Genomic DNA, 20,857 nt, shown 5'->3' on the forward strand with positions numbered 1-20,857 from the left:
CCTTCGAAATGCCAGGCCCAACGCCGCCCGGAATGAGCCGAATCAGGGAGGATTCATGAAGCTTCGCGTCGGATACGAACTGTCGTACGAGTGCCCACAGCCTACGCCGATGATGCTGATGCTGAACACGCATTTTTCGCATGCGAAGGATATTGCCGTGGCGGATCTGCTCGTTACCGATCCGCCGGTGCCGATAAGGCAGTATCGCGATTTGTTCGGCAACCTGTGCAGCCGAATCGTCGCGCCCGTCGGGCGTGTGGGATTGCGCACGACAGCGCTGCTGAATGTGTCAAGTACTATGGAAACGCGTCCCATCGACGGTTGGGGCCATCCGGTCGAGCAGTTGCCCGACGATACGCTGATTTTCCTATTGGGCAGCCGCTATTGCGAAACCGACCTGCTGGTCGAAATCGCGTGGCAGATTTTCGGCCGGTGCACGCCGGGCCGCGAGACTGTTCTGGCAATCTGCGACTTCGTGCACCGACACATCGAATTTGATTACGGGCATGCGCGGCCGACCAAAACCGCGTGGTATGCGTACCGCGAACGCAAAGGCGTCTGCCGCGATTTCGCACATCTGGGCGTCACGCTATGCCGGGCGATGAATATCCCGGCGCGCTACTGCACCGGCTATATCAGCGATGTGGGCTTGCCGCCCGTTGCATCGCCGATGGATTTCGCGGGGTGGTTCGAAGCCTATGTGGGTGGTAGCTGGCAGACCTTCGATCCGCGAAACAACGCGCCGCGCATTGGGCGCGTTTTGATGGCATACGGTCGCGACGCCGCCGATGTCGCAATCAGCAATGCATTCGGGCCCGCCGTGCTAACGCACTTCGAGGTGCACTGCGACCAGGAATGACCGAGCTAGAATCCGCCAACGCTGAGCCGACGCGGAAGTGTACGGATAAGATGCGGTCGCGTGGCAATGTCGCCGATTCGAACCCAAACGGTGCATTGAGCAGCGCTGGGCCTTCGTGGCCGACGGCGTGAGGATGGCCAACGCATTGAGGTCTCTCCCAGCGGCCGCTTTGGAGAAAGTCGAACGCCCGTTGTGGGTCGTCTGAGACAGTTGGACGGTGCGTGCCTATCGCGTGCGCCGAACGCCTGACTCATCTGGTGAGCCCGTTTGACCTCGTCGGTCTGCAAGTAAATCGAAGAGTTGTGTCGATAGATGAATGGCGTGGGTTGGCGCGCGCAGTCGTCAGTTCCGCCGGCGCGCGTGTCGACGAGATCGGCAGCTTGCCGGAAGAAGCGTCGCATGACGACAAACCGAAACGGGTGGTATCGTGGGCACATATTGTCGGCGTTGCATAACATTAAATTCGGCGGTGCCGGCCCGGGGATTCCCGGCATTCCCGTGTGCCGCTTACGGTGCCGGCCTTGCTCGCGTGCCGTTGGCGAAGTAGATTTTTTTATTGAGGTATGTCAGGCGGGAGGTATCGCCATGGAACTGAGCGTTGAACGTGTCGATGTTTGGGCAGCGACCATCGAGGACAAGCCGGGCGGCCTTGCGAAAGTATTGAGCGCCTTGCGGGATGCTGGGGCAGACCTGCAGTTCGTCGTTGCACGTCGCACGCCGGAAGCATCGGGCAAGGGAATCGTCTTTGTCGCACCGCTGCAAGGGGACACGGAGATCCGTGCCGCTACACAGGTGGGGTTCAGCGTCACCCCGAGCCTTCACTCCGTCCGTGTAATGGGTCTGGACGAACTGGGGATCATCGCGCAATTGACCCAGATGCTGGCAGACGGAGGGATCAACCTCCGCGGCGTGTCGGCCGCTGTACTTGGCACGCAGTTCATTGCTTATCTCGCGGTCGACTCGTTGGACGATGCGGAAAAAGCGATAGACATTCTACAGAGGGCCTGAAGCGCCCGTGCCGGACTGCGAACTCGCCTGGCTTCCTTCCTGGCGAGGCAACTGGTCGCCCTTTCTGACACGGCTGCCGGAGAACGTCTGTTGCGACCTCGACTCGACAGACTGAGCGGCCGTGCGTACACGCGAGCGCGAGCGGCTGAGTCTCAGTCCGGCCAATTGAGGACGTTGGCTGAAGGCACCAGGATTTTGCACCGCTTCTCAGGTTTACTACGACGGTACAGTTACTACACTTTGTATGGGTCGCGGAAGTCAGGTGCGCGGCCTTCTCAATTACTTCCACGCACTACACGCTGTCGGGGAGAGCAGTTACACGCTGCACACATTGTTCGTGCGGCATGCTCGTCTCGCTGGTCAAACAGGAGGATGCAATCATGCAAACTGTTATAAGGAGATTTTCCGGAAAGGGTGCAAAGGAGTTGTTCGATCTGCTGGAGAAGCGCACGGCTGAAGTCGAAGAACTGATGCGTTCGGTTAAAGGCTTTGTCGGCTACACCCTCGCACGCAGCGACGATGGCGGATTCTCGGTGACTGTTTGCCAGGACAAGACAGGCATTGACGAAAGCGTGCAGAAGGCGAAGGACTGGATTGCGAAAAACGCCGGAAGCACGGGCGTGGGCGCGCCGGAGATATCGGAGGGATCAGTCCTCATTCACCTGATGTAACTTTGCCTTGCGACTGGCAACGCGTGAGTTCAGCGGGCGGATTGGGACGTACGCAACCGGCCTCACCGTCCACTCCTCACGCCCACGTCTTGACGGGTTCGTCCAGACCTGCCTTTTGCAGATCCTCCGGGCTCGTCACAATGCGGCACTTCTGGCTCTCATGCCCGCCTGAAAAGCATTCAACGGACCCACGTCCGTACTATTCAGAAAAGCGGAGCGGGCAAACTGTTTTCTTCTTCATCGAGCGGCGAGTCGCGGACAGCCCGACGCACGCGACTCATGTCAAACGTTGAACGGCTGCTTTGGAGGGGACTGACTGGCCGGAGTGGGTCGATCAGTGACATTCGGTCCGCACATCGCGCGGACGCCTGCAGCACCCGCAGGTTGCGGATCTTGCCGATCCGCGGCGAGCGCGGCCGGATCAGGTCGGCGATGAACTCGGGCAGCAGCGCACGCGGCACGCTAGCCGGCACACCGGTAATCACCTGGCTGGGCACGTGGACGATGAACGCGTCCGGAGCGCTGGCCACGCTGTGCTCGCAGTTGAGTGTCGGCGTGGCGAGGACGAGCGTGTAGCCTTTCGCGCAAACGATTCAGCCGGGCAGCTCGCGCCTCGATCGCTCGATAGCTTTGATCACCTGCCGGTCTTCGGTGTAGTAATGGCGGATGGAGTCGGCGCTACAGGCCTTCTTCGTTCTGAAGGCTTCCCACGGCCCCCAAAAGTGGTCGTGTTCGTGGTGCCTGACGATGGCGGCAATTACTTCCTCTGCCTCGGCGCATGCCTTGTCGATCGGACCAAGATTGCCTGCCGCGTCTTTGCCCTTCTGGCGCAGATATTCAACGATCGATGCAGCAAGGATCTTGCGACTGTACGTATCGGAGTTGCGTCCCTTTCTGCCACTGACGAGGTGCAGCGCCTTCTTTGGATCGACGCCCGCAGCCATCCGGGCTAAAGCTTTCGACAAATAGTCGCGGGCATAGGCCGGAACTGGCAGGGCTTCGCCGGTCATCGGGTGAACGTTTTTCGTCGATAGAAGGAATGAGAGTGCGCCTAATGCGTCGCGGCCAGCTTCATCGTCCCCCTCCTCCGCCCGCGCTAGAGACTCCCACAAAGGCGCCTCAAACAGAAAATGCAACAGATCTTCGTAATCCAAGATCATGCTGCCTCTCCCGCTGCACGGACACGCATGATGGTCTGACGCGTCGTTTTGAAGTCGCGGGCCAGCTCGGACACTGACGCGCCCTGTGCGAGCCGCTGGCGGGCTTCCTGCTGCTGCTCAGGGGTAAGCGCCGGCTTGCGGCCCAAAACCTTACCCTCTGCCTTTGCGCGAGCCAGGCCGGACTGTGTCCGCTCGATCAGCAGGTCGCGCTCAAACTCTGCAACGGCGTTCAGCACACCCATCGTCATGCGGCCGGCTGCGCTCGTCAGGTCGACCCCGCCAAGGGCCAGGCAATGAACCCGTACGCCCATTTCCGAAAGCCGGTCGACCGTGGCGCGCACGTCCATCGCATTGCGGCCTAGGCGGTCCAGCTTAGTGACGATCAGCACGTCGCCCGATTCGAGACGGTCCAGTAGCTTCGCGAAGCCCGCCCGCTGATCGGCTGCAACGCTACCGCTGATGCACTCGCTGACGATGCGCTGTTTGCGCTTGTCTTCCTCGATCGCGAAGCCGGCCGCCTGGATCTCGCGAAGCTGGTTTTCGGTCGTTTGGCCTTCTGTGCTGACGCGGGCATAGATGAAAGTGCGCGACATTTTGATTGCTGCTGATTCGACCTGATATGTACTGAACCTATGTACGAATCATAGTGCCTGTACTTTTTGTGTAAATACTATTTTTCGTACAGTGTTGAAATGGCCTGTCCGCAATCGGTCGTTTTAGTACAGCGCCGTAAGACCGGGGTCGGCCAATAAGAGTCAGTCGCTTACAGACCTGCCAAGAGGTTGGGACGTCGGCTACCGGAGAGAAACAGCCGTTCATCAACGAGGAAGGTCAGTTGCTTCGCCATCGGCCTCATCAAATCCATAGTGTTATAGGAGCAGACTGGCTCGCTCGGGCGCTGTGTCACTGACCGGCGTTATGGAGCCATTCCGGGATCGGCGTATTGGCGCCACCAGATGATCGGCGCATAGGCGCCAGTCCATGACCGGCGTAAAGGAGCCAGTCGATGATCGGCGCATAGGCGCCACCGGCGCCGGGTGTTGAACGCGATTCGAACTTTCCAGATGGGTACGCTCCGTTCTTTCTGAACGGAGTGTCCATGACCAACCGGAGGTTCGAATTGTTTGAGTACCGTCAAGTCCTTGTCCGCATGCGGCAAGGCGATTCTGATCGCGACATTGGGCGTAGCGGCCTGATGGGTCGCAAGAAGTTGACCGCTGTTCGTCGTATGGCCGACGAGCGCGGCTGGCTGATTCCCGGGCAGCCGTTGCCTGACGATACCGTCATTGCCGGCGTGTTTGGCCGCACTCCACATTTGCCGAGCACGTGCGTGTCCACGCTCGAGCCGTTTCGTGAGCAGATCCGTGACTGGTTTGACGCCGGCGTGCAGGGCACGACGATTCACCACGCGCTGAAGCGCAACCATGGCTACACAGGTAGCTACTCGGCGGTGCGCCGTATCCTGCTGGGCCTGAGGGCCGAACGCGGCGTACCGGCCACAACGATCCTTGAGTTTGCGCCAGCGGAGGGCGCGCAGATTGACTTCGGCGCCGGGCCGGTACTGGCACATGAATCGGGCGCGCAGATCAAGACGTGGTTCTTCGTCATGACCCTCTGCTGGTCGCGGCATCAATATGTCGAGCTCGTGCTCGACCAGACTGTCGAAACATGGCTGGCCTGTCACCGTCGCGCCTTCGAGTGGTTCGGCGGATGCCCGGGTCGCGTCATCATCGACAACGCGAAGTGCGCGATCACCAAAGCCTGCATGTACAGTCCGGAGGTCCAGCGTTCGTACGCCGCGCTCGCTGAGGGATACGGCTTCCGGATCGACGCATGTCCGCCGCACGACCCGCAGAAGAAGGGAATCGTTGAGTCGGGCGTCAAGTATGTCAAGAAATCCTTTGTGCCGCTGCGCACGTTCCGCGACCTGACCGATGCCAACCGGCAGTTGCGCGAATGGATCATGCAACAGGCCAGCACGCGCGAACACGGCACGACACGCGAGCAACCGCTGGCGCGCTTTGCCATCGAGAAGCCGCTGCTCACGACGCTGCCTGACGTTGCGCCGGTGCTGGCTGTATGGAGCGAAGTCAAGGTGCATACGGACGGACACATCGTCTACAAGAAGGCGCTGTACTCCGTGCCGTTCACGCTGGTCGGCAAGAGCCTCTGGCTCAAATCTACCGATACGGTCGTACAGCTGTTCCATCAGCACGAACTCATTGCAACCCATCCGCGACTGCGCAAGCCCGGTGATCGTCACACGGTGCGTGACCACCAGCCGCCGGCGGCGCAGGCGTGGCTCGAGCACGATCCGCAGTGGTGCCTGGCTCGTGCGAAGGAGATCGGGCCATCCTGTCACGCCCTGGTTCTCGCGATGTTCAACGACACGGTGCTGGTGAACCTGCGTGGCGCGCAGGGCATCGTCCGTATGCGCGAGAAGTTCGGCGATCAGCGACTGGACGCCGCGTGCGAGCGTGCGCTTGCATTCGCAAGCCCGAAGTACCGCACTGTCAAGACCATCCTCGACAAGGGACTGGACAGCCAGCCCGCAGCGGCACAAACGTCGGCGGCGCCTGCTGACACCTATCTGAACGGCGGCCGCTTCGGTCGTGACCTCCATTCCCTTCTTCTGCATTGAACACCATGAATCCGAGTCCCGAACTGAATACGATCCTCAAACAACTGCGCCTATCCGGCGTACTCGACTCGCTTGAGCAGCGTAACCGCCAGGCGATCGACGGACAGCTCGCCTACACCGAATTCCTCGCCATGCTCCTGCATGATGAAGTCGCGCGGCGCGACCAGAAGAAGCTCGGCGCGCGTCTCGTGCGTGCCGGCTTCGGGCTAGGCAAAACACTGGAGACCTTCAACTTCGACCGGCTGCCGAAGCTCAACCGCGCACACATCCACGATCTCGCCACCGGTCGTTACATCGACGAGAAGGTGGCAATCCTGATGGTCGGTCAAACAGGCGTCGGCAAGTCCCACATTGCCCAGGCGCTGGGCCACTGCGCTGCGCGTCAGGGGCGCGACGTGCTGTTCGTCACGCAAACCGATCTGATCAGGAAACTGCATGCAGCCCGCGCCACGGGCCTCTACGAGCGCAAGTTCCAGCAGTTCGTGCGCGTGCCGCTGCTGATCGTTGACGACTTCGCGCTCAAACCCCTGCGCGCACCTCACGACGAAGACTTCCACGACCTGGTGGCGGCCAGGTATGAGCGGGCGGCTACCATCCTGACATCCAATCTCGATCTCAGCGAATGGGGTGATGCCTTCCCCGACAACCGGGTTCTCGGTGCCGCGACACTCGACCGGCTACGCCACGGTGCCTACCGCATCGTCATCGAGGGAGAGAGCTTCCGCAAGCCTAAACCCATGCCTGAAAACGGCGAGAACGCCGTTGCAAAATCCAGTAAAAAACCGCATTCTTGAGGCCGTTCGAATCCGCGTTTGACACCACTTCCAACTGGCGCCATTACGGCGATCATCCCCGGCGCCTTTACGCCGATCCGTGACACGCTGCGCGTGGAGCGCTAGGTTACGCTGTGCGGCCTCCACCTTTGCAAACTGGTCCGCCTTACGAACTCCCAAAAAGAAAAGGGCCAGCCCGATAAGGCCAGCCCTTGCTGCTACTGAATTCTCAGCCGCCGTTACTCCACATTCCGCTACTCAATCATACGCGCGCTGATCACTTCATGAAGCTTGAATAGCGCGGCCTTAAGGTCTCCTTTCTCCGCTAACCTGGATGAATCAGCGATAAGGTCCTGGTCCTGTTCAGAAACATCGGACTCAATTACGCGTTCCGTATGCCGGATCAGGTGCATAACCTCCCTGCACAGGGTATCGGGATAGTGGCCCGGTGATTCTCGGCTGGTTTCATTTATCAAAACGGTCCAACACTCGGCCAACTGGCCCACCGTCTCCGGGAAATGCGTTTGCATAGCGTCCCCCTTACAGTTAGACCATTCATATTGGCACTGTAGCCGGAGCAGCGCCAGCAAGAACCGCCTGTAACTTGAACAATGCTTCCCTCGGCCGTCCGAGGACGAGTAGCGACCTCGCAAGGCTCACGGCGGCTGCGGACCTCGGGTCCGTGCGAGATATCCGATCTATATGAGGAATGAGGGCGTAGATGTCGCTGGACATTTCGCCCACGTAGCAGTCGATGGTGGGTCCCTCAAAGCGATTCGCCATCGCTTGAACCAGCACGTATAGATCGTCCCGCGACAGCCGGTACACCGCACCGGACATGGCATCCTCCAATCGTTGGCCTTGCGATGCTGGCCGCAAACCGAATTCCACAACTGGTTGCGGGTTTCTCAAGGCTGCTAAATTTGCCTGAAGTCCTTTGTGAGTATGACTTTCGCCGATTTCCGGCCGGATACGCTAGAATTCCCGATCTTTGGCGGTCGATAATGGCGCAAAGCCAGCAATGGCAACGGAATTAAGCCTCGAACAGTTCGAGCAATTTGTCTTGCCGCACCTTACAGCAGGAAGCCGGGGACCGGCATCCAAACTGACCGCGCACGCGATTTTCAACTACATCCTGAAACTGCTTTACCTCGGTGGCTCTGTCGCAGTAAGGTCAACGGGTCAAGCAGCGGTGATATGCGGAGGATTGCTTATGAAATGAGCGAGTAGAACTGCTGTGCGGGAGACAGCGGAGTCTCGCCCCGACATTTCATCTGCCCTTTCTTGATCATGTGCATTAATTCGACGCCACTCAGAATGACGCGCGCGCAGTGGAAATCCTTGAAGCCCAGCATCGGTCGGGTGATGCGTTTGATGGCCCGATGGTCCTGCTCGACCACGTTATTCAGGTACTTGACTTGACGAATCGTGATGGGCGTCTCTCGCTCGGCGTTCACCGCGTGCAACGCAGCCAGATTAGAGCCGCTTTTATCGATGGTTACCGTCTCGGGTACACCGTTCTGAGCGATCGACTTTTCAAAGAAGCGCCGCGCTGCCACCTTGTCGCGCTTGGCTCTGAACAGGAAATCGATGGTTTGGCCCGCCTTGTCCACCGCCCGGTAGAGGTACTTCCACTGGCCTTTGACTTTGATATACGTTTCGTCCATCCGCCAGCTCTTGCCTACCGGCTGCTTGTGCTTACGGAACGTCTTCTCGAACAGCGGCACCAACTTGATCACCCAACGATGCACCGTGGAATGATCAACCTCAATATCGCGCTCGGCCATCATTTCTTCGAGATTACGCAAACTCAGTGAGTAGGCGACGTACCACCGCACGCATAGCAACATCACATCGAGCGGATAGTGAAGGCGCTTTAGCACTCGGGTGATGCCCGCAGCAAGCGTCTTTCGCGGTGTTTGGGTCTTCTTCATCGGCCAGCCAAAGCATATTTGTCAGGCTCGAATACTACCTCTCCCGTCTTAACGCGACAAAACCCCGCGATAAACGACGGTGACTTGGCCAGATGCACCGACCGAGCTTGCTCGCGCCACTACAGCAAAGGTGCGGCCATACAGCGGATGGGCGGGATCAGTGACAGTTACCTGTTCCGGCCGCCCAGTTGGTAGCCGAACAGGGGTATCAAGATGTGTGCTCGTACACACCGTCAAGGTCGATTACCCGCGCTTCAACGAGACCGCAGAGCTCGAGTAGATGATGCCAGTCGCGTCCATTGCGGGCAAGGCGTGAGGCGTCCAGGCAAAGCACTGCGCCGACATCGCCTGCGCACAATAACGCGACCAGACGATCGAAGCCCGGCCTCGCAACCGTGCCGCTCGCCGAGCGTCCCTGGTCGTCATCGATCACTTCAACGTCGCGAAATCCATGTCGCTTTGCTTCCTGCACGAGGTCATACTGCCGGCGCTGGCTCTCGAGGTTCAGTTGGACCTGCGTCTGGCTGGACTGCCGGACATAAACCACTGCCTTGCGTTTAAGAAGATCTGCGGGCAAACGATCATCATTCGTCATCGTCACGCCCCTTCGCAGTCGAGATGCCGGCGGTCTGCATCAGCAGGCATGCGAGATACCTGAGCGCGTTCGCCCGTTGCACCGCGTTCATCCCCTGAAGCTCGACCGCGTCGAACGTCAGGTTCATCTGCTGTGGCATCGATCGCGATGATTGTTGACCTGCTGGAACGACGTTTGGCAGATTGCCCATTGCGTTTCTCCCGGACGTTGGTGGAACCGTCCGGAGAGTTTCCCCGCAAATGCCGATCGGCCAGCAATTGACACAGATCACGCAGTGCCGCTACGGAAACCCTCGGTTCGCCGAGAACCATAGCTGAACATATGGCGGCATCGAGCATCCACGCCGCGATCATCTTTACTACGCCCCCGTCCGTCTCCACGTGGACGACTTGACCTCCGCCGCGACGCTCGATGTCCCTAACCTTGACGCGACGCCCATACAGCGGATGCCAGCGATAATGAACCTCGACTTCCTGCCCGATATGGGCAGAATGAACGGGAAATTGCGTTGGGCAGGAATAATGCGCAGCCGCAAGTTATGCGGAGTTTACCGCGTATGGAACGTCACGAGCGCCTGTGCGAAGGGCGTTGCAGGGATCTGTCTGTTGCAGCAAACTGCGCATAAAAGAGGTGCTTTCCTGTTTGGGTAGTTATCCATTTCAGGAGAGTTATCATGATCGCCCTGGTTCCGCTACGACCACAACCCCAGGCATGGTTGTGGCACAGCGTCCTTGCTCCCTTCGCAGAGCGCTACAGCGAATATCTTGTTGAGACCGGCTACGCCGCCGGCACTGTCAATCGCTACGTGAGGTGCGTCGCACACTTCGCGTATTGGCTTACAACACACCGCATAGGCATAGCTCGCGTCGACGATCGACTTGTCCGCACCTTCGTGAACGACCATCTCCGGCGATGCAACTGCCCCGATCCCATTCCGAGAAGTCGCACAGACGTAAGTGCTGCGCTCCGGCATCTGCTGGTCGTGTTGGGAGTGTGCACTGTCCCTCGGTATCTGTGGTCAGAATCGGACTCTTTACGACATGAGGTTTGTCGATTCACAGAACACCTCAGAGACGTATGCGGTCTCGCCGAGTGCACGCGATATCAGCGCGGCCGAATAGTTCGCGATTTCTTGCATCACCACTTCGCTCGCAAGCACATAGACCTGGCTCAGCTAACGGTCCAGGATATCCACCGATTCGTGACGCATTACCCTACGGGGTGCAAGGCGGGAGCAGCCCATGTTGCTGGGGTGACGCTGCGCAGCTATCTGCGATTCAGGACCATGCAATACGACGATCGCGTTCAAGAGCTGATCGCGGCGGTCCCGGGCGTAGCCGGATGGAGGCTAGCGGCACTGCCCGAAACGCTTTCGGACACACAGGTCGGGCAGTTCCTGAATTCCTTCGGTCGTGATACGGCTTCCAGCTTGCGCGACTACGCAATGGCTCGATGCCTGGCAGATCTCGGCCTGCGGGCCGCGGAGGTCGTGCAAATCCAGCTCGACGATTTGAACTGGCGCGAAGGCACGCTACAAATCCATCGCACCAAGTCGAGACGGGCGTACGCAGTTCCGCTGCCGGAACCGACAGGTCGTGCGATCGCTGACTACATCCGGTTGGCCCGGAAGGCAACAACGACTTCACGGGCTGTCTTTGTGCGGCATTGCGCACCTGTTGACGTTCCGTTGGGTACTGGCCGCGTTCATCAGGCAGTGCATGCTGCATATGTTCGTTGCGGCTGGACCGATCGATCGGGAACTCATCTTCTGAGGCACAGCGTCGCCCGACGTCTCCTTCAATCAGGCTCGTCGTTGAAGGAGGTAGCCGACATACTGCGCCATCAAAGCATCGACACCACCGCTATCTACACGAAGATCGACCTGCGAAGCCTGGAGGGCGTGGCGCTTCCCTGGCCCGGGAGCACATCATGAAGCGCGCCGTCAAAAAAACGTCAGCCACAATGGTATCGCTCGTGGAAACGTGTCTCGCAGAGCGACGCAGTCTCGGCTTCGATCTTGGGATATCGGGGCAAGTGCTGATGAACTTTGCCCGCTTCGCGGATACGACGGAGCATCGCGGTCCGATCACCGAAAGTCTGGCGCTCGCCTGGGCACACTCGACACCGAGCGAAAGGGCCATTACGTGGGCGCGACGGATTGAGGTAATTCGCCCCTTCGCGAAGTATCTCAAACAGTTCTATCCCGATACGGTTGTTCCGCGACGCGACCTGTGCGGCCGGGCTCATCGTCGTCTGGCGCCGCACATCTACACGGAGCGGGAACTCGATGAACTCCTCACCGCGTCGGCGGCGATGTTGCCCGCCGGCTCGATCAGACCGCTCACCTACGAAACGTTGTTTGGTCTGATTGCGGCAACCGGCTTGCGTATCTCGGAAGCCATCAATCTGTCCCGAGACGACGTGAACATTGCTGGCGGCACGCTAATTGTGCGCAAGACGAAGTTCCACAAATCGCGCCTTATCCCGTTGCATCCCACCGTAACTTTGGCGATGAAGCGTTACGCTGTCCGCCGTGCGCTGGTCATCGCCGCTGAGCCGTGCCATTCGTTCTTTGTGAATCTTGATGGCAGGAAGTTGCACACCAGAACAGTCCACTGGGCGTTTGGTCGTCTTCGCGAGCAACTCGGGTGGATTGCTCGAGGGGACCATGCATTGCCTCGAATCCATGATCTTCGTCACACGTTTGTGTGTCGGCGCATTCTGAAGTGGCATCAAGAAGGCGTGAATGTCGACAACCGTATGATGGCCCTGTCAACGTATCTTGGGCATGTGAAACCGAGCGATACCTACTGGTATCTGACTGCCGTTCCGGATCTCATGGAAATCGCGAGTGAGAAATTTGCGCGCCTCGCCGAGGGAGTGGACCATGAGTAAAGTCTGTCTGGCACCGTCCTTCGCCACGCTCCTGCAGGACTTCTTCGTCGAACGGTTGATGGAACAACGCGCGGTCAGCCCGGAGACGATATCGAGCTATCGTGATTCGTTTCGTCTGTTTCTCCTGTTTGCATCAGATCGCGTTGGTAGATGCCCATCTGACCTGACGCTGGCAGATATGGACGCGCCAATGGTGCTGGCCTTTCTGCGACATCTCGAGGTGAATCGGCACAACAGCACGCGTACGCGCAATGTTCGCCTCGCTGCGTTACGCTCGTTCCTGAAATACGCTGCACACCGCGACCTCTCAGCATTGGCCGTTGTACAGCGCGCGCTCGCCGTACCAATGAAGCGGTGTGATAAACCGATGGTTGGATATCTGTCGCGCGACGAGGTCCAGCAACTATTAACAGCGCCTGATCCAGACACCTGGTGCGGTCAACGCGACACGGTACTGCTGGCAACCATGTATAACACTGGAGCACGGGTCTCAGAGATCCTCGCTCTGCGCGTCGGCGATGTCATCCTGGGTTCGTCACCCTGTGTCCATATTCTTGGCAAGGGCCGCAAGGAGCGCACGGTACCTCTATGGCGTTCTACAGCAACGCTGATCAAACGATGGTTGCCACGTATCCAGGATGTGGCGAGCCAGAGGCTCTTTCCAAACCGCTCGGGGAACGCGATGACTCGCTCGAACGTCGCTGACCGGATGAGAATCGCCGTAACGCGAGCGAAGGGCGAATGTCCGCAACTCGCCAAACGACGCGTTTCTCCCCACCTGGTACGTCACGCGACTGCCATGCATCTACTTCAGTCAGGCGTTGACCTATCGGTCATCGCACTCTGGTTGGGACACGAAAGCCCGTCGACAACACACGGCTATATGGAAGCGGATTTGACAATGAAGGAGCGAGCACTGAACAGCATTCAACCGCCGCAGGTGAAGAACCGTCGATATCGACCGCCAGACCGCATTCTCCAGTTCCTGGAGTCGCTGTAATTATGCGCAGTTCGCCGGACCGAAAGTACTCGGGGACCGGCTCGGCGACTCGCATCGCACTGTCCGGCAGCGGCAGGCTCCGCATAAGTTTCGACTGCGCATTATTCCTGCAATGCACATATTTGCATTGCAGGAAAAACTATTTGTTCGTTGGCTCCGACAGCGGCGGTGAGCGCGCGGCGGCGATGTACAGTCTCATCGGTACGTGCAAACTCAACGAAGTCAACCCACGTGCCTACCTCGAATACGTGCTCACTCATATTGCGGACCACAAGGTCAACCGCATCGACGAACTGCTTCCCTGGAACGTGGCCGACAAACTGAAGCTGGCCGCTCCGCTCACGTCCACGGTTTGACCGGGTAGATCCAGATAGATCGTGGCCACGATCATGGATCGATCTTCACGTGGTCTACGCCGGACCTACCCACGCTCTCACATCATGCCCCACGCGCGCGCGAATCGGGGACCGGCCCTGCCGAGCCGCTTACGCCGAACGCGCGCAGGTTGTGGTAGCTCAGCCGGCTGCCGACAATTAGCACGCCCTGGCCTCCCAAAGGTGCCAGCGTACGCCCGACGGCGAAGTGCGCCAGCGGGTCCAGGCTGCGCTTGAACGAGACTTGCAACGTCGGAACGTCAGCCCCGGGATAGACTACGGCCATCGGCGCGTACATGCCGTGGTCAAAGCCACGCAACGGTCGAGTCGTCCAGCAATTCCCCGGCTTCGAGCAGACGGAGCACTTTTTGAGCGAGTTGCGGCGCGTACTAGATGTGGTAGGTGTAGCCAGGAAAGCCGTAGTAGTCGTAGATCATGGGCGGATCCGGGTGAGCCATGACCATGAAGTCGGACTCCTGGTTTTGCGACGCTGAAATGTGATGGCGTGAACGGCACGCCGGCCTTGCGATCAGCCTGACAAGAAGTGGCTACTGAGGCGGCGAGGATATTTACAGGATCGCAGGCGCGACTCTCCTCGTGCCGCGGAAAACCTTCCCAACAGCGACGCCGGATAGATTTGAGCGAGCCACCCTACGACGTCAAAGATCGGTGCGGCAAAAATGGGGTGGCCTCGCTGCAGGCCGGACTTAGTTTAGCGACCTTCTTCCTTGATCGACAACGCGTTCTTCACCGAAGTCACGCCCGCAACGCCCTTGGCGACTTCGGTGGCCGTGTCAACCTGCGCCTGTTCGGGAACGGTGCCTTCCAGCGTCACAGCGCCCGATTTCGCGCGGACCACGATACCGGACGCCGTAACATCCTTCGCCTTGACGAGTGCCGCACGCACTTTCTTCGACAACGCGCGGTCGGCTGACGTCATCGATTTCGCCGACATTTGATCCGATGAAGGCGCGGACATGGAGCCCATGGCGTCGCTCGCCTGCGCCCATGCACCGACCGAAACCGCGATGATCAGTGCGCCACCTGCCAGTTTGATTGCCTGGATCGCTTTCATTCACACTCTCCTTTTTTTCACGATTGACGATGATCCCGGATGGGCCGTCCAAGGGACACAATGGGATACTGCTACCGCTCGATGCGACGGGGATGCAGGCGTTGCGGTGACGGCAACGGCGCTGCCCTGCGTCGCCGCTCCGCATTGAGCGAATCGGCTACGCCACCGAGAAAATGCCGTCTGCACACTCTTCACCCAAATCATTCGTCGTCTTTGTCGCTTCGTGGACGCGCAGCCATCATCGTACCGATCATCTGCCTTCCGCGCTGACCATGCGAAACCATGGCACTGGTGCAACTCGCCGCCATGCCGCAGACAACCCGTCAGGCCGTCAGAAGGCCGTGCGCATCAACCTGGTGATGTCATCTCTGCATCGGATCTGAATGCGGTGACGCAGGTGTTGTCCCCGCCGTAGGCCGACCCGGCCAGCCTGGCGCGCATCGGCCAGGGTGACCGTGTTGGGCATGGCGCTGTCGGCGATCGGGCTAACGATGTCCGCCGGACGTTGCGGGGCAATGGCATTTGTCATGACCTATCCTCTCCGTTGATAAGCAGTGCACCGCTATCGCCGATGATCTGGAAACCGAATTTTGCCCGACGGCCGCGTTACTCACGGCATTGAAGCACACACACAGGACTTGAAGGCGCAATTTGTCTGTGCGCAGATGCACATATCAGTAATTTTTCGGCTGTGGCGGCGGTATCAATCGCACGCCATGGCCGGCCGATGCTCGATCGGCGCAAGTGCGAAATTCACGAGCGACGACATATCTTTATGTGACATGGCTAGCATTAGTGTAGCTGAAGCCTCCGCCGTTAGCTCAATGGCAAGCGGCAACCGGAACGCTGTGCCCAGTATTAGGAAAAGCTGGACGGGCTATCCATATCGGGCAATGAGCTGCCCATTCGCAAGACAGAATCCCTTTGCCGGAAATTCGCCATGAACGGTCAGCGCGTCGGTTACGTGCGGGTCAGCATTTTCTTCTCCGGGTGGGTCGACGGCGTGCAGCCGCGCATCAGCGCGCCCTTGGGCGCGCGCGGGGCCGGGCATGCTGTCCGAAGGCCGATCTCTGCCTGACGGCGATCGACGCTTCGCGACCCCTTTCAGTCTTTCGACGCAACGCGGTGGAATCTTCAGGTTTGGAGGTGAAACGGCCATTCCTATCGCGATGACCAGTTCGTGATGCGAGATACGGGTGGTTGCGAGCAACTCTTCGCGTGGACCTTACGGAGCGTGCTTAAAGGAGGTCCGGACGTCGCCGTGCCGCCGCCTGCATACCACTCACGTTCGTTTCGCAACCACACCCTAGAACCGCTTCGCGAAGCCTACCGTTAAACCGTGCGGGAGAATCTGCACGAACAGGGGTGTCTGCCATGTCGTGCTCAAGTATCCTACCGCCGTGCCCAGCGCCCAACCGGCGAGGACGTCGGTCTGCCAATGCGCCTGGCTTTTCACGCGTGCGATCGAATCATAGAGCGGCAACACTTCGAGGGCCCAAACCCACGGATCACGGCGACCATAGTTGACGATGAACGGCGTTACGAAACTCGCCTGAAGGGTGACTTCGCCACTGGGAAAACTCTTTCCGCCGCTGAACCATTGGTTAGGTCCCTGGCCGGCGTTGGGCCGCTGGCGACCGAATGCGTACTTCATGCCTTGTGCAGCGACCGCCGATATCGCCGAGGCATCGGCCGTTTGCCAGAATGTATGGCCCAGTTCGTTGTCATTCCCGAGCCACAGAGACCCACCCACCTCCGTGGCTATCACGGCGTATTCTAGTGCGAGCTGAACGTTGCGGTTCCATATGCCGCTCTGATCCAGCGAGACTTCGTGGTCGATCCCGCCGGCATGTGCGCCCGAAAAAGTGAACGCCGTGATCGCGGCGGCTCCGCACCGTCTCCCTGCCACCCTGATTCCAGAAGTCATCGATCTCATTTTTTCGCTCTCGCGCAGGATTCTAGCAAACAGTTCGCATAACTAACGTGTTGCATTTACTTCAAGATGCAACGTGAACGACGATAACCAGACGAATCCGATCAGCGGACATGCGGCAAGCATAATTTGCACTGTTGCACCAACTGCGAATCATCCGGGATGGGAGGCCCCAGAGTGGTCCAATCCGGCCATGAACTACCCATCTGCAGCCCGGTGAAACCGCGTCGATGAGGGTTTCTCTCCATTGGCCTTCTCGATACCGTAGATCAGGAAGAGGAATATTCCTGAGATGGTCGAAACAGCTATAACCGCGAGTTTTTGCTTTTCGCGTAACTTCTTTCTACCCGGCAGAAACTGCCTTTTTCGGCCAAGGCATAGCCCGAATCCGAAAAGCACCGCATTTCTGCGCCGTAGTGAACGCTCATCTCCATGCAACGCCGACTTCGCTATGCAGCAATGGAGCACCGTTCCGGTTTCTTGCCCGATCTGTGTGCAGCGCCGTCGCTCCAAATCGACAGGCGCAGCCAGCGGGCGCTGCTCTCAGTTTCAGCCGTAAGGCGTGCAGTAGCGGCTAGCCTTTCCCCGCGTGAGCCGGTACCAGTAATCATTCGCTCGCCACCGGACGCAACAGGACTTTCGAATCTTACGGCGAGTGGCCGCTTCCGATCTCTGACCCGCCCCCTCAATGTCCGAGCGGTAGTGCCAGCGAATGACGATTGATGGCCGGTTTGTGCCCGATCACAACCGATCACGCGGATCCTTCGCCCACGATGGGCAAGGCAAGGGGCACTCGCAAACACGGGATCGCAAAGCATCGTCTGTGCCCTCCCCGCGATGACATGGCGCGCCCCCGATCGGCGACGCACGACCGACAGGACGTGGTCTCTCGCGGCCCGCGACGCTCAAATCCTGGACGGGCAGTTGCCACGTTCACAATTCCTCAGAGCCACCGGCGTTGATTTACCGCGGGACGACGCCAGTAGGCCGGTCGCTCCAGTGCGATGGACGTCAGCACTTGATACCGGTCACGCCACCTGGAAGCCGTGTTCGCCCTTCCTATGAGCCCGCTGCACCATGCGCCTCCTTGATAGCTGCGTCACGCTCCTTTTTGGCTTCAGCCTTCTTGTGGTCATAGACTTTTTTGGCGGCGGCGACCTTTTTATCGTATGCGCGGTTCGCGACTGCGACCTGCTGGTGCATCCGCACTATTGCGTCGGGATGTTCAGTGGTCGCCGGTACGCTGCTGGCTGGATTGCCCTGCGCCCATGCGGCCGCAGAGATCATTAAGGCAACGGAACCTGTCAGCACGGCCGGAACAATGTGATTCATGATGCCCTCTTCTCGTTGCTCTCATCGTTAGAAGCCGCCACGACAGCGTCGTATTCAGACTGGCTCAAACCACTGCCGAAAATGACTACCTGTGTCGGACGGTTCACTGGGTGACAATGAATGAGTTATACACCGTATTGGTTAATTGGTGAGGCTTCCAACATATGAATGCAACGACTTCAGGCTTCAGGTTGGCGTCGCATCTGACATCCGGTCTCGTCCGACGCACTGAGCGAACCGGTCGGCCGCCAGTTCACCAGCAATATCGACCCCACCGACAGCCGCGCAGAGTGCGCACGCAATCGTCGACGACCTTGTGGCTAACAGCACTTTGGCTCCTCCGACCCAAATTACCGGAGACTTCCCGACAAAGGGATCCCACTGCCGCGTATTTGAATGGCCGCTGCTGAAGTGAATCGGTCACAGCGGCAGGAACTGGCCGGACTTTGCCCTTTACTCACGCTTCCGCCTGTGCCGCCGGGTGCTGCCTGAGAAAGCGGCTCGTTCGGCGCCTGCCAGCCACAGATTTATTTCGGACCGGCCTCCACCCCGACTCAAAATTTCAGTCGGCGCGGACAAAGGTGTCGTTCGTTCCGGCGCGTTGGGCAGCACCGTCGAGATAGCCCGCTTGAATATGATCTGGCGACCAGCCGGCGATGCGAGGATAAGGACAAACTTGTCGAACGATTCAACCCGCCGCGTAGCCTGATTCCGTTGACCATGTAGACACTCGCCAGCGTTTTGTCCTCCGCGAGAGCCTGCAGGAACTTGTCCTGAAGAGAGGTCTGATTTGACATACTGTTCCCCAGCGGAAGTGATATGGATTACTGCGCAAACTACCTCATTACCGGATGACTTCTGGAATCTTCCGCTTCGCGCACCAGCGTCAGCCGCCTACCGCCTTGCTTCTTCCCATGGCGACGAGCTGAGCACGGGGGCCCGCTACAGCGGCTTGATGTTGGCAGCCTGCTTCCCCTTAGGCCCCTGCTTCACGTCGAAGCTGACTTTCTGATGCTCCTGCAGTGATTTGAAGCCGCTGCCCTGAACTTCAGAGAAGTGGGCGAATCGGTCTTCTGCGCCGTCGTCCTGCGCGATAAAGCCGAAGCCCTTGGCGTCGTTGAACCACTTTACTGTTCCGGTTGCCATTTCCAATCCTTTAACGTTTGATGTCGATAAATGGGCCGCTATGTGGCCCATTGATTTCTGCGCTTGACATGACTGGTTAAATGCGCCGCGAGCCGTCCTGTATGAGCTATCAGTGGGCAGGCGCCAACCCATGTGAAGCCCACCGTTGGGCGAAAAGTCAGCACCGGTTGCAAAGCCGGATTCAATGCCGGCGAGCCGGGAAAGAATTGAAGCAATTTCCGACGCCTCTCCGAGACGGCGCACCGGAATGCCCTGAATGATTGCGTCCAGTACTTCAGGGCGCACGGCACGAACCATATCTCCCGCGCGGAACTATGTCCTGAGACGCGCGAGGTCCAACGCGTGGCGGCACACGGCGGCACGCGTTGCGGGACATAGGTTGGGCCTGCAAGCTCCTCAGGAACGCCAGCAAGTTCCTCTGGCCGCGAACCGCTGCGTGGCAATGCGCCAAGGGGCGCCATGACGTGCTCAGTCGTTGCATGTTTAACGGGTGCGGACGAGCGCTTCGCCGTTCTCGTAAGAAGGTCCCTCGGTCCAGTCAACAGGACCTGCAAAAGAAAATTTTAATGCGCTTCTTGTGACCGAGCAGCACCTGGATCACGCGGATGTCCACCTTCTGTTCGAGCAGGTGTGTGGCGAAAGGAACCACAATGGCCGAGGACAAGGTTTGTGCGCCGCAACTTGAAGCCGCGATCGCGGTCGTGCTCGGCCTGTTGCCGGACCAGATCAACATGACTGTCGTGGCGGTCGAGCAGACGGAAGTGGATCTGCACTTCGGCATGTACGAGCGGATGCTCGCCGGGCAGTTGGGCACGGCCCCGCCCATCCAGTGACGCGACCGGAGGGCCGGGTCCAGTAAGGGCCATCGGGCTGCCGGGCGGTTCTTCACACGGCGACGAGACCGTCGGTACAGGCGCTCGCGAAGAAGAGGACGCGACGGCTTGACATGGATTAATCAACCACATCCGAAAAGATAGGTGCGGAACGGATGTCTGCGAGTGCATCAGCTGGAGCTTGAAATTTTCCATAAGTAAAACTAAGTTATATGCAGCTCAGGCAGTGTGCCCGCTCGTGAACCGGTCGCACACTGCGTGTTTCGATTTGTTTGCCCCGCAGCATGGCAGGCGAACTGGAGCGCGCACACCCGTTCTCTTCCGTGCTGCGTTGAAGGAGATGGCCATGAGCGACCTTCATTCAAACTCGACCTGGTCCCCTCTGCTCGAGCGCCTCCACCGCAAGATCCGCGCCCTTTTCGGCGTCTTCCGGCCATTCGCGGAGCGTGTCCATCGCGTACTGTCGGACCGGGTCGCGGCAATGCAGCAGACGTTTCCCCCAGCACTCGCATACGCCCTTGCCCTGCGGTTTCGGCATGGCTGGCGCTATGCCAGCGATCGTGCTCTACCGCAGGCGCCCGGCAACCAGTGATGAGACAACGGTGCGCCCCGGCCGCAGTGGCATTCG

At 59.1% G+C, this 20,857-nt stretch carries 21 protein-coding genes and 2 pseudogenes; 11 read left to right on the plus strand and 12 right to left on the minus strand.

All coding sequences use genetic code 11. The annotated features are described in order from the left end of the window. Positions 1-55: 55 nt before the first annotated feature. The 3 genes from OKW43_RS40215 to OKW43_RS40225 all read left to right on the plus strand — a co-directional run bounded on the left by OKW43_RS40215 (position 56) and on the right by OKW43_RS40225 (position 2,538). Complete coding sequence (locus OKW43_RS40215; protein WP_429454332.1) at positions 56-859, plus strand: transglutaminase-like domain-containing protein; 804 nt, start codon at positions 56-58, stop codon at positions 857-859. Between the two features lie 585 nt (positions 860-1,444). Then, positions 1,445-1,867 carry an ACT domain-containing protein gene (locus tag OKW43_RS40220; protein ID WP_429454334.1) on the plus strand — a complete coding sequence of 141 codons (423 nt, stop codon included), beginning with the start codon at positions 1,445-1,447 and terminating at the stop codon, positions 1,865-1,867. Between the two features lie 380 nt (positions 1,868-2,247). After that, positions 2,248-2,538, plus strand: coding sequence for a hypothetical protein (locus OKW43_RS40225; RefSeq protein WP_429454336.1), 291 nt, complete (start codon positions 2,248-2,250; stop codon positions 2,536-2,538). Between the two features lie 203 nt (positions 2,539-2,741). On the opposite strand, the gene OKW43_RS40230 is transcribed toward OKW43_RS40225, so the two are convergent. The 3 genes from OKW43_RS40230 to OKW43_RS40240 form a co-directional block, all read right to left on the minus strand. Then, positions 2,742-3,068: a hypothetical protein gene (locus OKW43_RS40230; RefSeq protein ID WP_429454784.1), complete on the minus strand. Its 327-nt coding sequence runs from the start codon at positions 3,066-3,068 to the stop codon at positions 2,742-2,744. 63 nt (positions 3,069-3,131) lie between these two features. Next, positions 3,132-3,698: a hypothetical protein gene (locus tag OKW43_RS40235; protein WP_429454338.1), complete on the minus strand. Its 567-nt coding sequence runs from the start codon at positions 3,696-3,698 to the stop codon at positions 3,132-3,134. Beyond that, positions 3,695-4,291, minus strand: coding sequence for a recombinase family protein (locus OKW43_RS40240; protein ID WP_429454340.1), 597 nt, complete (start codon positions 4,289-4,291; stop codon positions 3,695-3,697). The genes OKW43_RS40235 and OKW43_RS40240 overlap by 4 nt, the downstream gene beginning before the upstream one ends. A 527-nt stretch (positions 4,292-4,818) precedes the next feature. Between OKW43_RS40240 and istA the strand changes: the two genes are divergently transcribed. Together istA and istB are read left to right on the plus strand one after the other, a co-directional pair. Further along, entirely contained in the window at positions 4,819-6,339 is a 1,521-nt protein-coding gene (istA, locus tag OKW43_RS40245; protein WP_429453617.1) for an IS21 family transposase, read from the plus strand. Positions 6,340-6,344: 5 nt separating this feature from the next. Further along, complete coding sequence (gene istB / locus OKW43_RS40250) at positions 6,345-7,133, plus strand: IS21-like element helper ATPase IstB (RefSeq protein ID WP_408439894.1); 789 nt, start codon at positions 6,345-6,347, stop codon at positions 7,131-7,133. A gap of 1,190 nt (positions 7,134-8,323) precedes the next feature. Here istB and OKW43_RS40255 read toward each other — a convergent pair. The 3 genes from OKW43_RS40255 to OKW43_RS40265 form a co-directional block, all read right to left on the minus strand. After that, positions 8,324-9,046 (minus strand): IS6 family transposase, encoded by a 723-nt coding sequence (locus OKW43_RS40255; RefSeq protein ID WP_429454342.1) that lies wholly within the window; start codon positions 9,044-9,046, stop codon positions 8,324-8,326. A gap of 208 nt (positions 9,047-9,254) precedes the next feature. Next, positions 9,255-9,641: a recombinase family protein gene (locus OKW43_RS40260; RefSeq protein WP_429454344.1), complete on the minus strand. Its 387-nt coding sequence runs from the start codon at positions 9,639-9,641 to the stop codon at positions 9,255-9,257. Next, complete coding sequence (locus OKW43_RS40265; protein ID WP_429454347.1) at positions 9,631-9,831, minus strand: hypothetical protein; 201 nt, start codon at positions 9,829-9,831, stop codon at positions 9,631-9,633. Before OKW43_RS40265 ends, OKW43_RS40260 begins: the two co-directional genes overlap by 11 nt. 1,095 nt (positions 9,832-10,926) lie before the next feature. On the opposite strand from OKW43_RS40265, the gene OKW43_RS40270 reads away from it, so the two are divergent. The 4 genes and pseudogenes from OKW43_RS40270 to OKW43_RS40285 all read left to right on the plus strand — a co-directional run. Then, positions 10,927-11,574, plus strand: coding sequence for a tyrosine-type recombinase/integrase (locus OKW43_RS40270; protein ID WP_429445608.1), 648 nt, complete (start codon positions 10,927-10,929; stop codon positions 11,572-11,574). Then, positions 11,571-12,536: a tyrosine-type recombinase/integrase gene (locus OKW43_RS40275; protein WP_429445610.1), complete on the plus strand. Its 966-nt coding sequence runs from the start codon at positions 11,571-11,573 to the stop codon at positions 12,534-12,536. The genes OKW43_RS40270 and OKW43_RS40275 overlap by 4 nt, the downstream gene beginning before the upstream one ends. Then, positions 12,529-13,536, plus strand: a complete 1,008-nt coding sequence (locus tag OKW43_RS40280; RefSeq protein ID WP_429445612.1) for a tyrosine-type recombinase/integrase — start codon at positions 12,529-12,531, stop codon at positions 13,534-13,536. Before OKW43_RS40275 ends, OKW43_RS40280 begins: the two co-directional genes overlap by 8 nt. A 131-nt stretch (positions 13,537-13,667) precedes the next feature. Beyond that, positions 13,668-13,892: pseudogene (locus OKW43_RS40285) on the plus strand (transposase domain-containing protein); the annotation flags it as partial. 730 nt (positions 13,893-14,622) lie between these two features. Here OKW43_RS40285 and OKW43_RS40290 read toward each other — a convergent pair. From OKW43_RS40290 to OKW43_RS40315, 6 genes are all read right to left on the minus strand, one after another. Continuing rightward, positions 14,623-14,985: a BON domain-containing protein gene (locus OKW43_RS40290; protein WP_429454349.1), complete on the minus strand. Its 363-nt coding sequence runs from the start codon at positions 14,983-14,985 to the stop codon at positions 14,623-14,625. Between the two features lie 331 nt (positions 14,986-15,316). Beyond that, positions 15,317-15,514 carry a hypothetical protein gene (locus OKW43_RS40295; protein WP_429454350.1) on the minus strand — a complete coding sequence of 66 codons (198 nt, stop codon included), beginning with the start codon at positions 15,512-15,514 and terminating at the stop codon, positions 15,317-15,319. A gap of 777 nt (positions 15,515-16,291) precedes the next feature. Further along, positions 16,292-16,912 (minus strand): phosphatase PAP2 family protein, encoded by a 621-nt coding sequence (locus OKW43_RS40300; protein ID WP_429454352.1) that lies wholly within the window; start codon positions 16,910-16,912, stop codon positions 16,292-16,294. Positions 16,913-17,977: 1,065 nt separating this feature from the next. Further along, the gene (locus OKW43_RS40305; RefSeq protein ID WP_187639312.1) at positions 17,978-18,250 is read right to left on the minus strand and encodes a hypothetical protein; all 273 of its coding nucleotides are present in this window, start codon (positions 18,248-18,250) and stop codon (positions 17,978-17,980) included. Positions 18,251-18,703: 453 nt separating this feature from the next. Beyond that, a complete protein-coding gene (locus tag OKW43_RS40310; RefSeq protein ID WP_429454764.1) occupies positions 18,704-19,075 on the minus strand; it encodes an RNA chaperone Hfq in 372 nt (123 codons plus the stop codon). A 117-nt stretch (positions 19,076-19,192) separates the two neighbouring features. Then, positions 19,193-19,396: a cold-shock protein gene (locus OKW43_RS40315; RefSeq protein WP_429454765.1), complete on the minus strand. Its 204-nt coding sequence runs from the start codon at positions 19,394-19,396 to the stop codon at positions 19,193-19,195. Positions 19,397-20,028: 632 nt separating this feature from the next. On the opposite strand from OKW43_RS40315, the pseudogene OKW43_RS40320 reads away from it, so the two are divergent. Together OKW43_RS40320 and OKW43_RS40325 are read left to right on the plus strand one after the other, a co-directional pair. Then, a pseudogene (locus OKW43_RS40320) lies at positions 20,029-20,229 on the plus strand (hypothetical protein); the annotation flags it as partial. A gap of 346 nt (positions 20,230-20,575) precedes the next feature. Further along, on the plus strand, positions 20,576-20,821 hold the full coding sequence (locus OKW43_RS40325) for a hypothetical protein (protein WP_429454354.1): 246 nt from the start codon (positions 20,576-20,578) through the stop codon (positions 20,819-20,821). Positions 20,822-20,857: the final 36 nt, after the last annotated feature.

This window comes from Paraburkholderia sp. WC7.3g (assembly GCF_050436345.1).
In the GTDB taxonomy this organism is placed as follows: Bacteria; Pseudomonadota; Gammaproteobacteria; order Burkholderiales; family Burkholderiaceae; genus Paraburkholderia; species Paraburkholderia podalyriae.

Coding starts and splice junctions, on each gene's coding strand:
- OKW43_RS40215 (WP_429454332.1), top strand. CDS start 56: ATGAAGCTTCGCGTCGGATACGAACTGTCGTACGAGTGCCCACAGCCT.
- OKW43_RS40220 (WP_429454334.1), top strand. CDS start 1,445: ATGGAACTGAGCGTTGAACGTGTCGATGTTTGGGCAGCGACCATCGAG.
- OKW43_RS40225 (WP_429454336.1), top strand. CDS start 2,248: ATGCAAACTGTTATAAGGAGATTTTCCGGAAAGGGTGCAAAGGAGTTG.
- OKW43_RS40235 (WP_429454338.1), bottom strand. CDS start 3,698: ATGATCTTGGATTACGAAGATCTGTTGCATTTTCTGTTTGAGGCGCCT.
- OKW43_RS40240 (WP_429454340.1), bottom strand. CDS start 4,291: ATGTCGCGCACTTTCATCTATGCCCGCGTCAGCACAGAAGGCCAAACG.
- istB (WP_408439894.1), top strand. CDS start 6,345: ATGAATCCGAGTCCCGAACTGAATACGATCCTCAAACAACTGCGCCTA.
- OKW43_RS40255 (WP_429454342.1), bottom strand. CDS start 9,046: ATGAAGAAGACCCAAACACCGCGAAAGACGCTTGCTGCGGGCATCACC.
- OKW43_RS40260 (WP_429454344.1), bottom strand. CDS start 9,641: ATGACGAATGATGATCGTTTGCCCGCAGATCTTCTTAAACGCAAGGCA.
- OKW43_RS40265 (WP_429454347.1), bottom strand. CDS start 9,831: ATGGGCAATCTGCCAAACGTCGTTCCAGCAGGTCAACAATCATCGCGA.
- OKW43_RS40270 (WP_429445608.1), top strand. CDS start 10,927: ATGCAATACGACGATCGCGTTCAAGAGCTGATCGCGGCGGTCCCGGGC.
- OKW43_RS40275 (WP_429445610.1), top strand. CDS start 11,571: ATGAAGCGCGCCGTCAAAAAAACGTCAGCCACAATGGTATCGCTCGTG.
- OKW43_RS40280 (WP_429445612.1), top strand. CDS start 12,529: ATGAGTAAAGTCTGTCTGGCACCGTCCTTCGCCACGCTCCTGCAGGAC.
- OKW43_RS40290 (WP_429454349.1), bottom strand. CDS start 14,985: ATGAAAGCGATCCAGGCAATCAAACTGGCAGGTGGCGCACTGATCATC.
- OKW43_RS40295 (WP_429454350.1), bottom strand. CDS start 15,514: ATGACAAATGCCATTGCCCCGCAACGTCCGGCGGACATCGTTAGCCCG.
- OKW43_RS40300 (WP_429454352.1), bottom strand. CDS start 16,912: ATGACTTCTGGAATCAGGGTGGCAGGGAGACGGTGCGGAGCCGCCGCG.
- OKW43_RS40305 (WP_187639312.1), bottom strand. CDS start 18,250: ATGAATCACATTGTTCCGGCCGTGCTGACAGGTTCCGTTGCCTTAATG.
- OKW43_RS40315 (WP_429454765.1), bottom strand. CDS start 19,396: ATGGCAACCGGAACAGTAAAGTGGTTCAACGACGCCAAGGGCTTCGGC.
- OKW43_RS40325 (WP_429454354.1), top strand. CDS start 20,576: ATGAGCGACCTTCATTCAAACTCGACCTGGTCCCCTCTGCTCGAGCGC.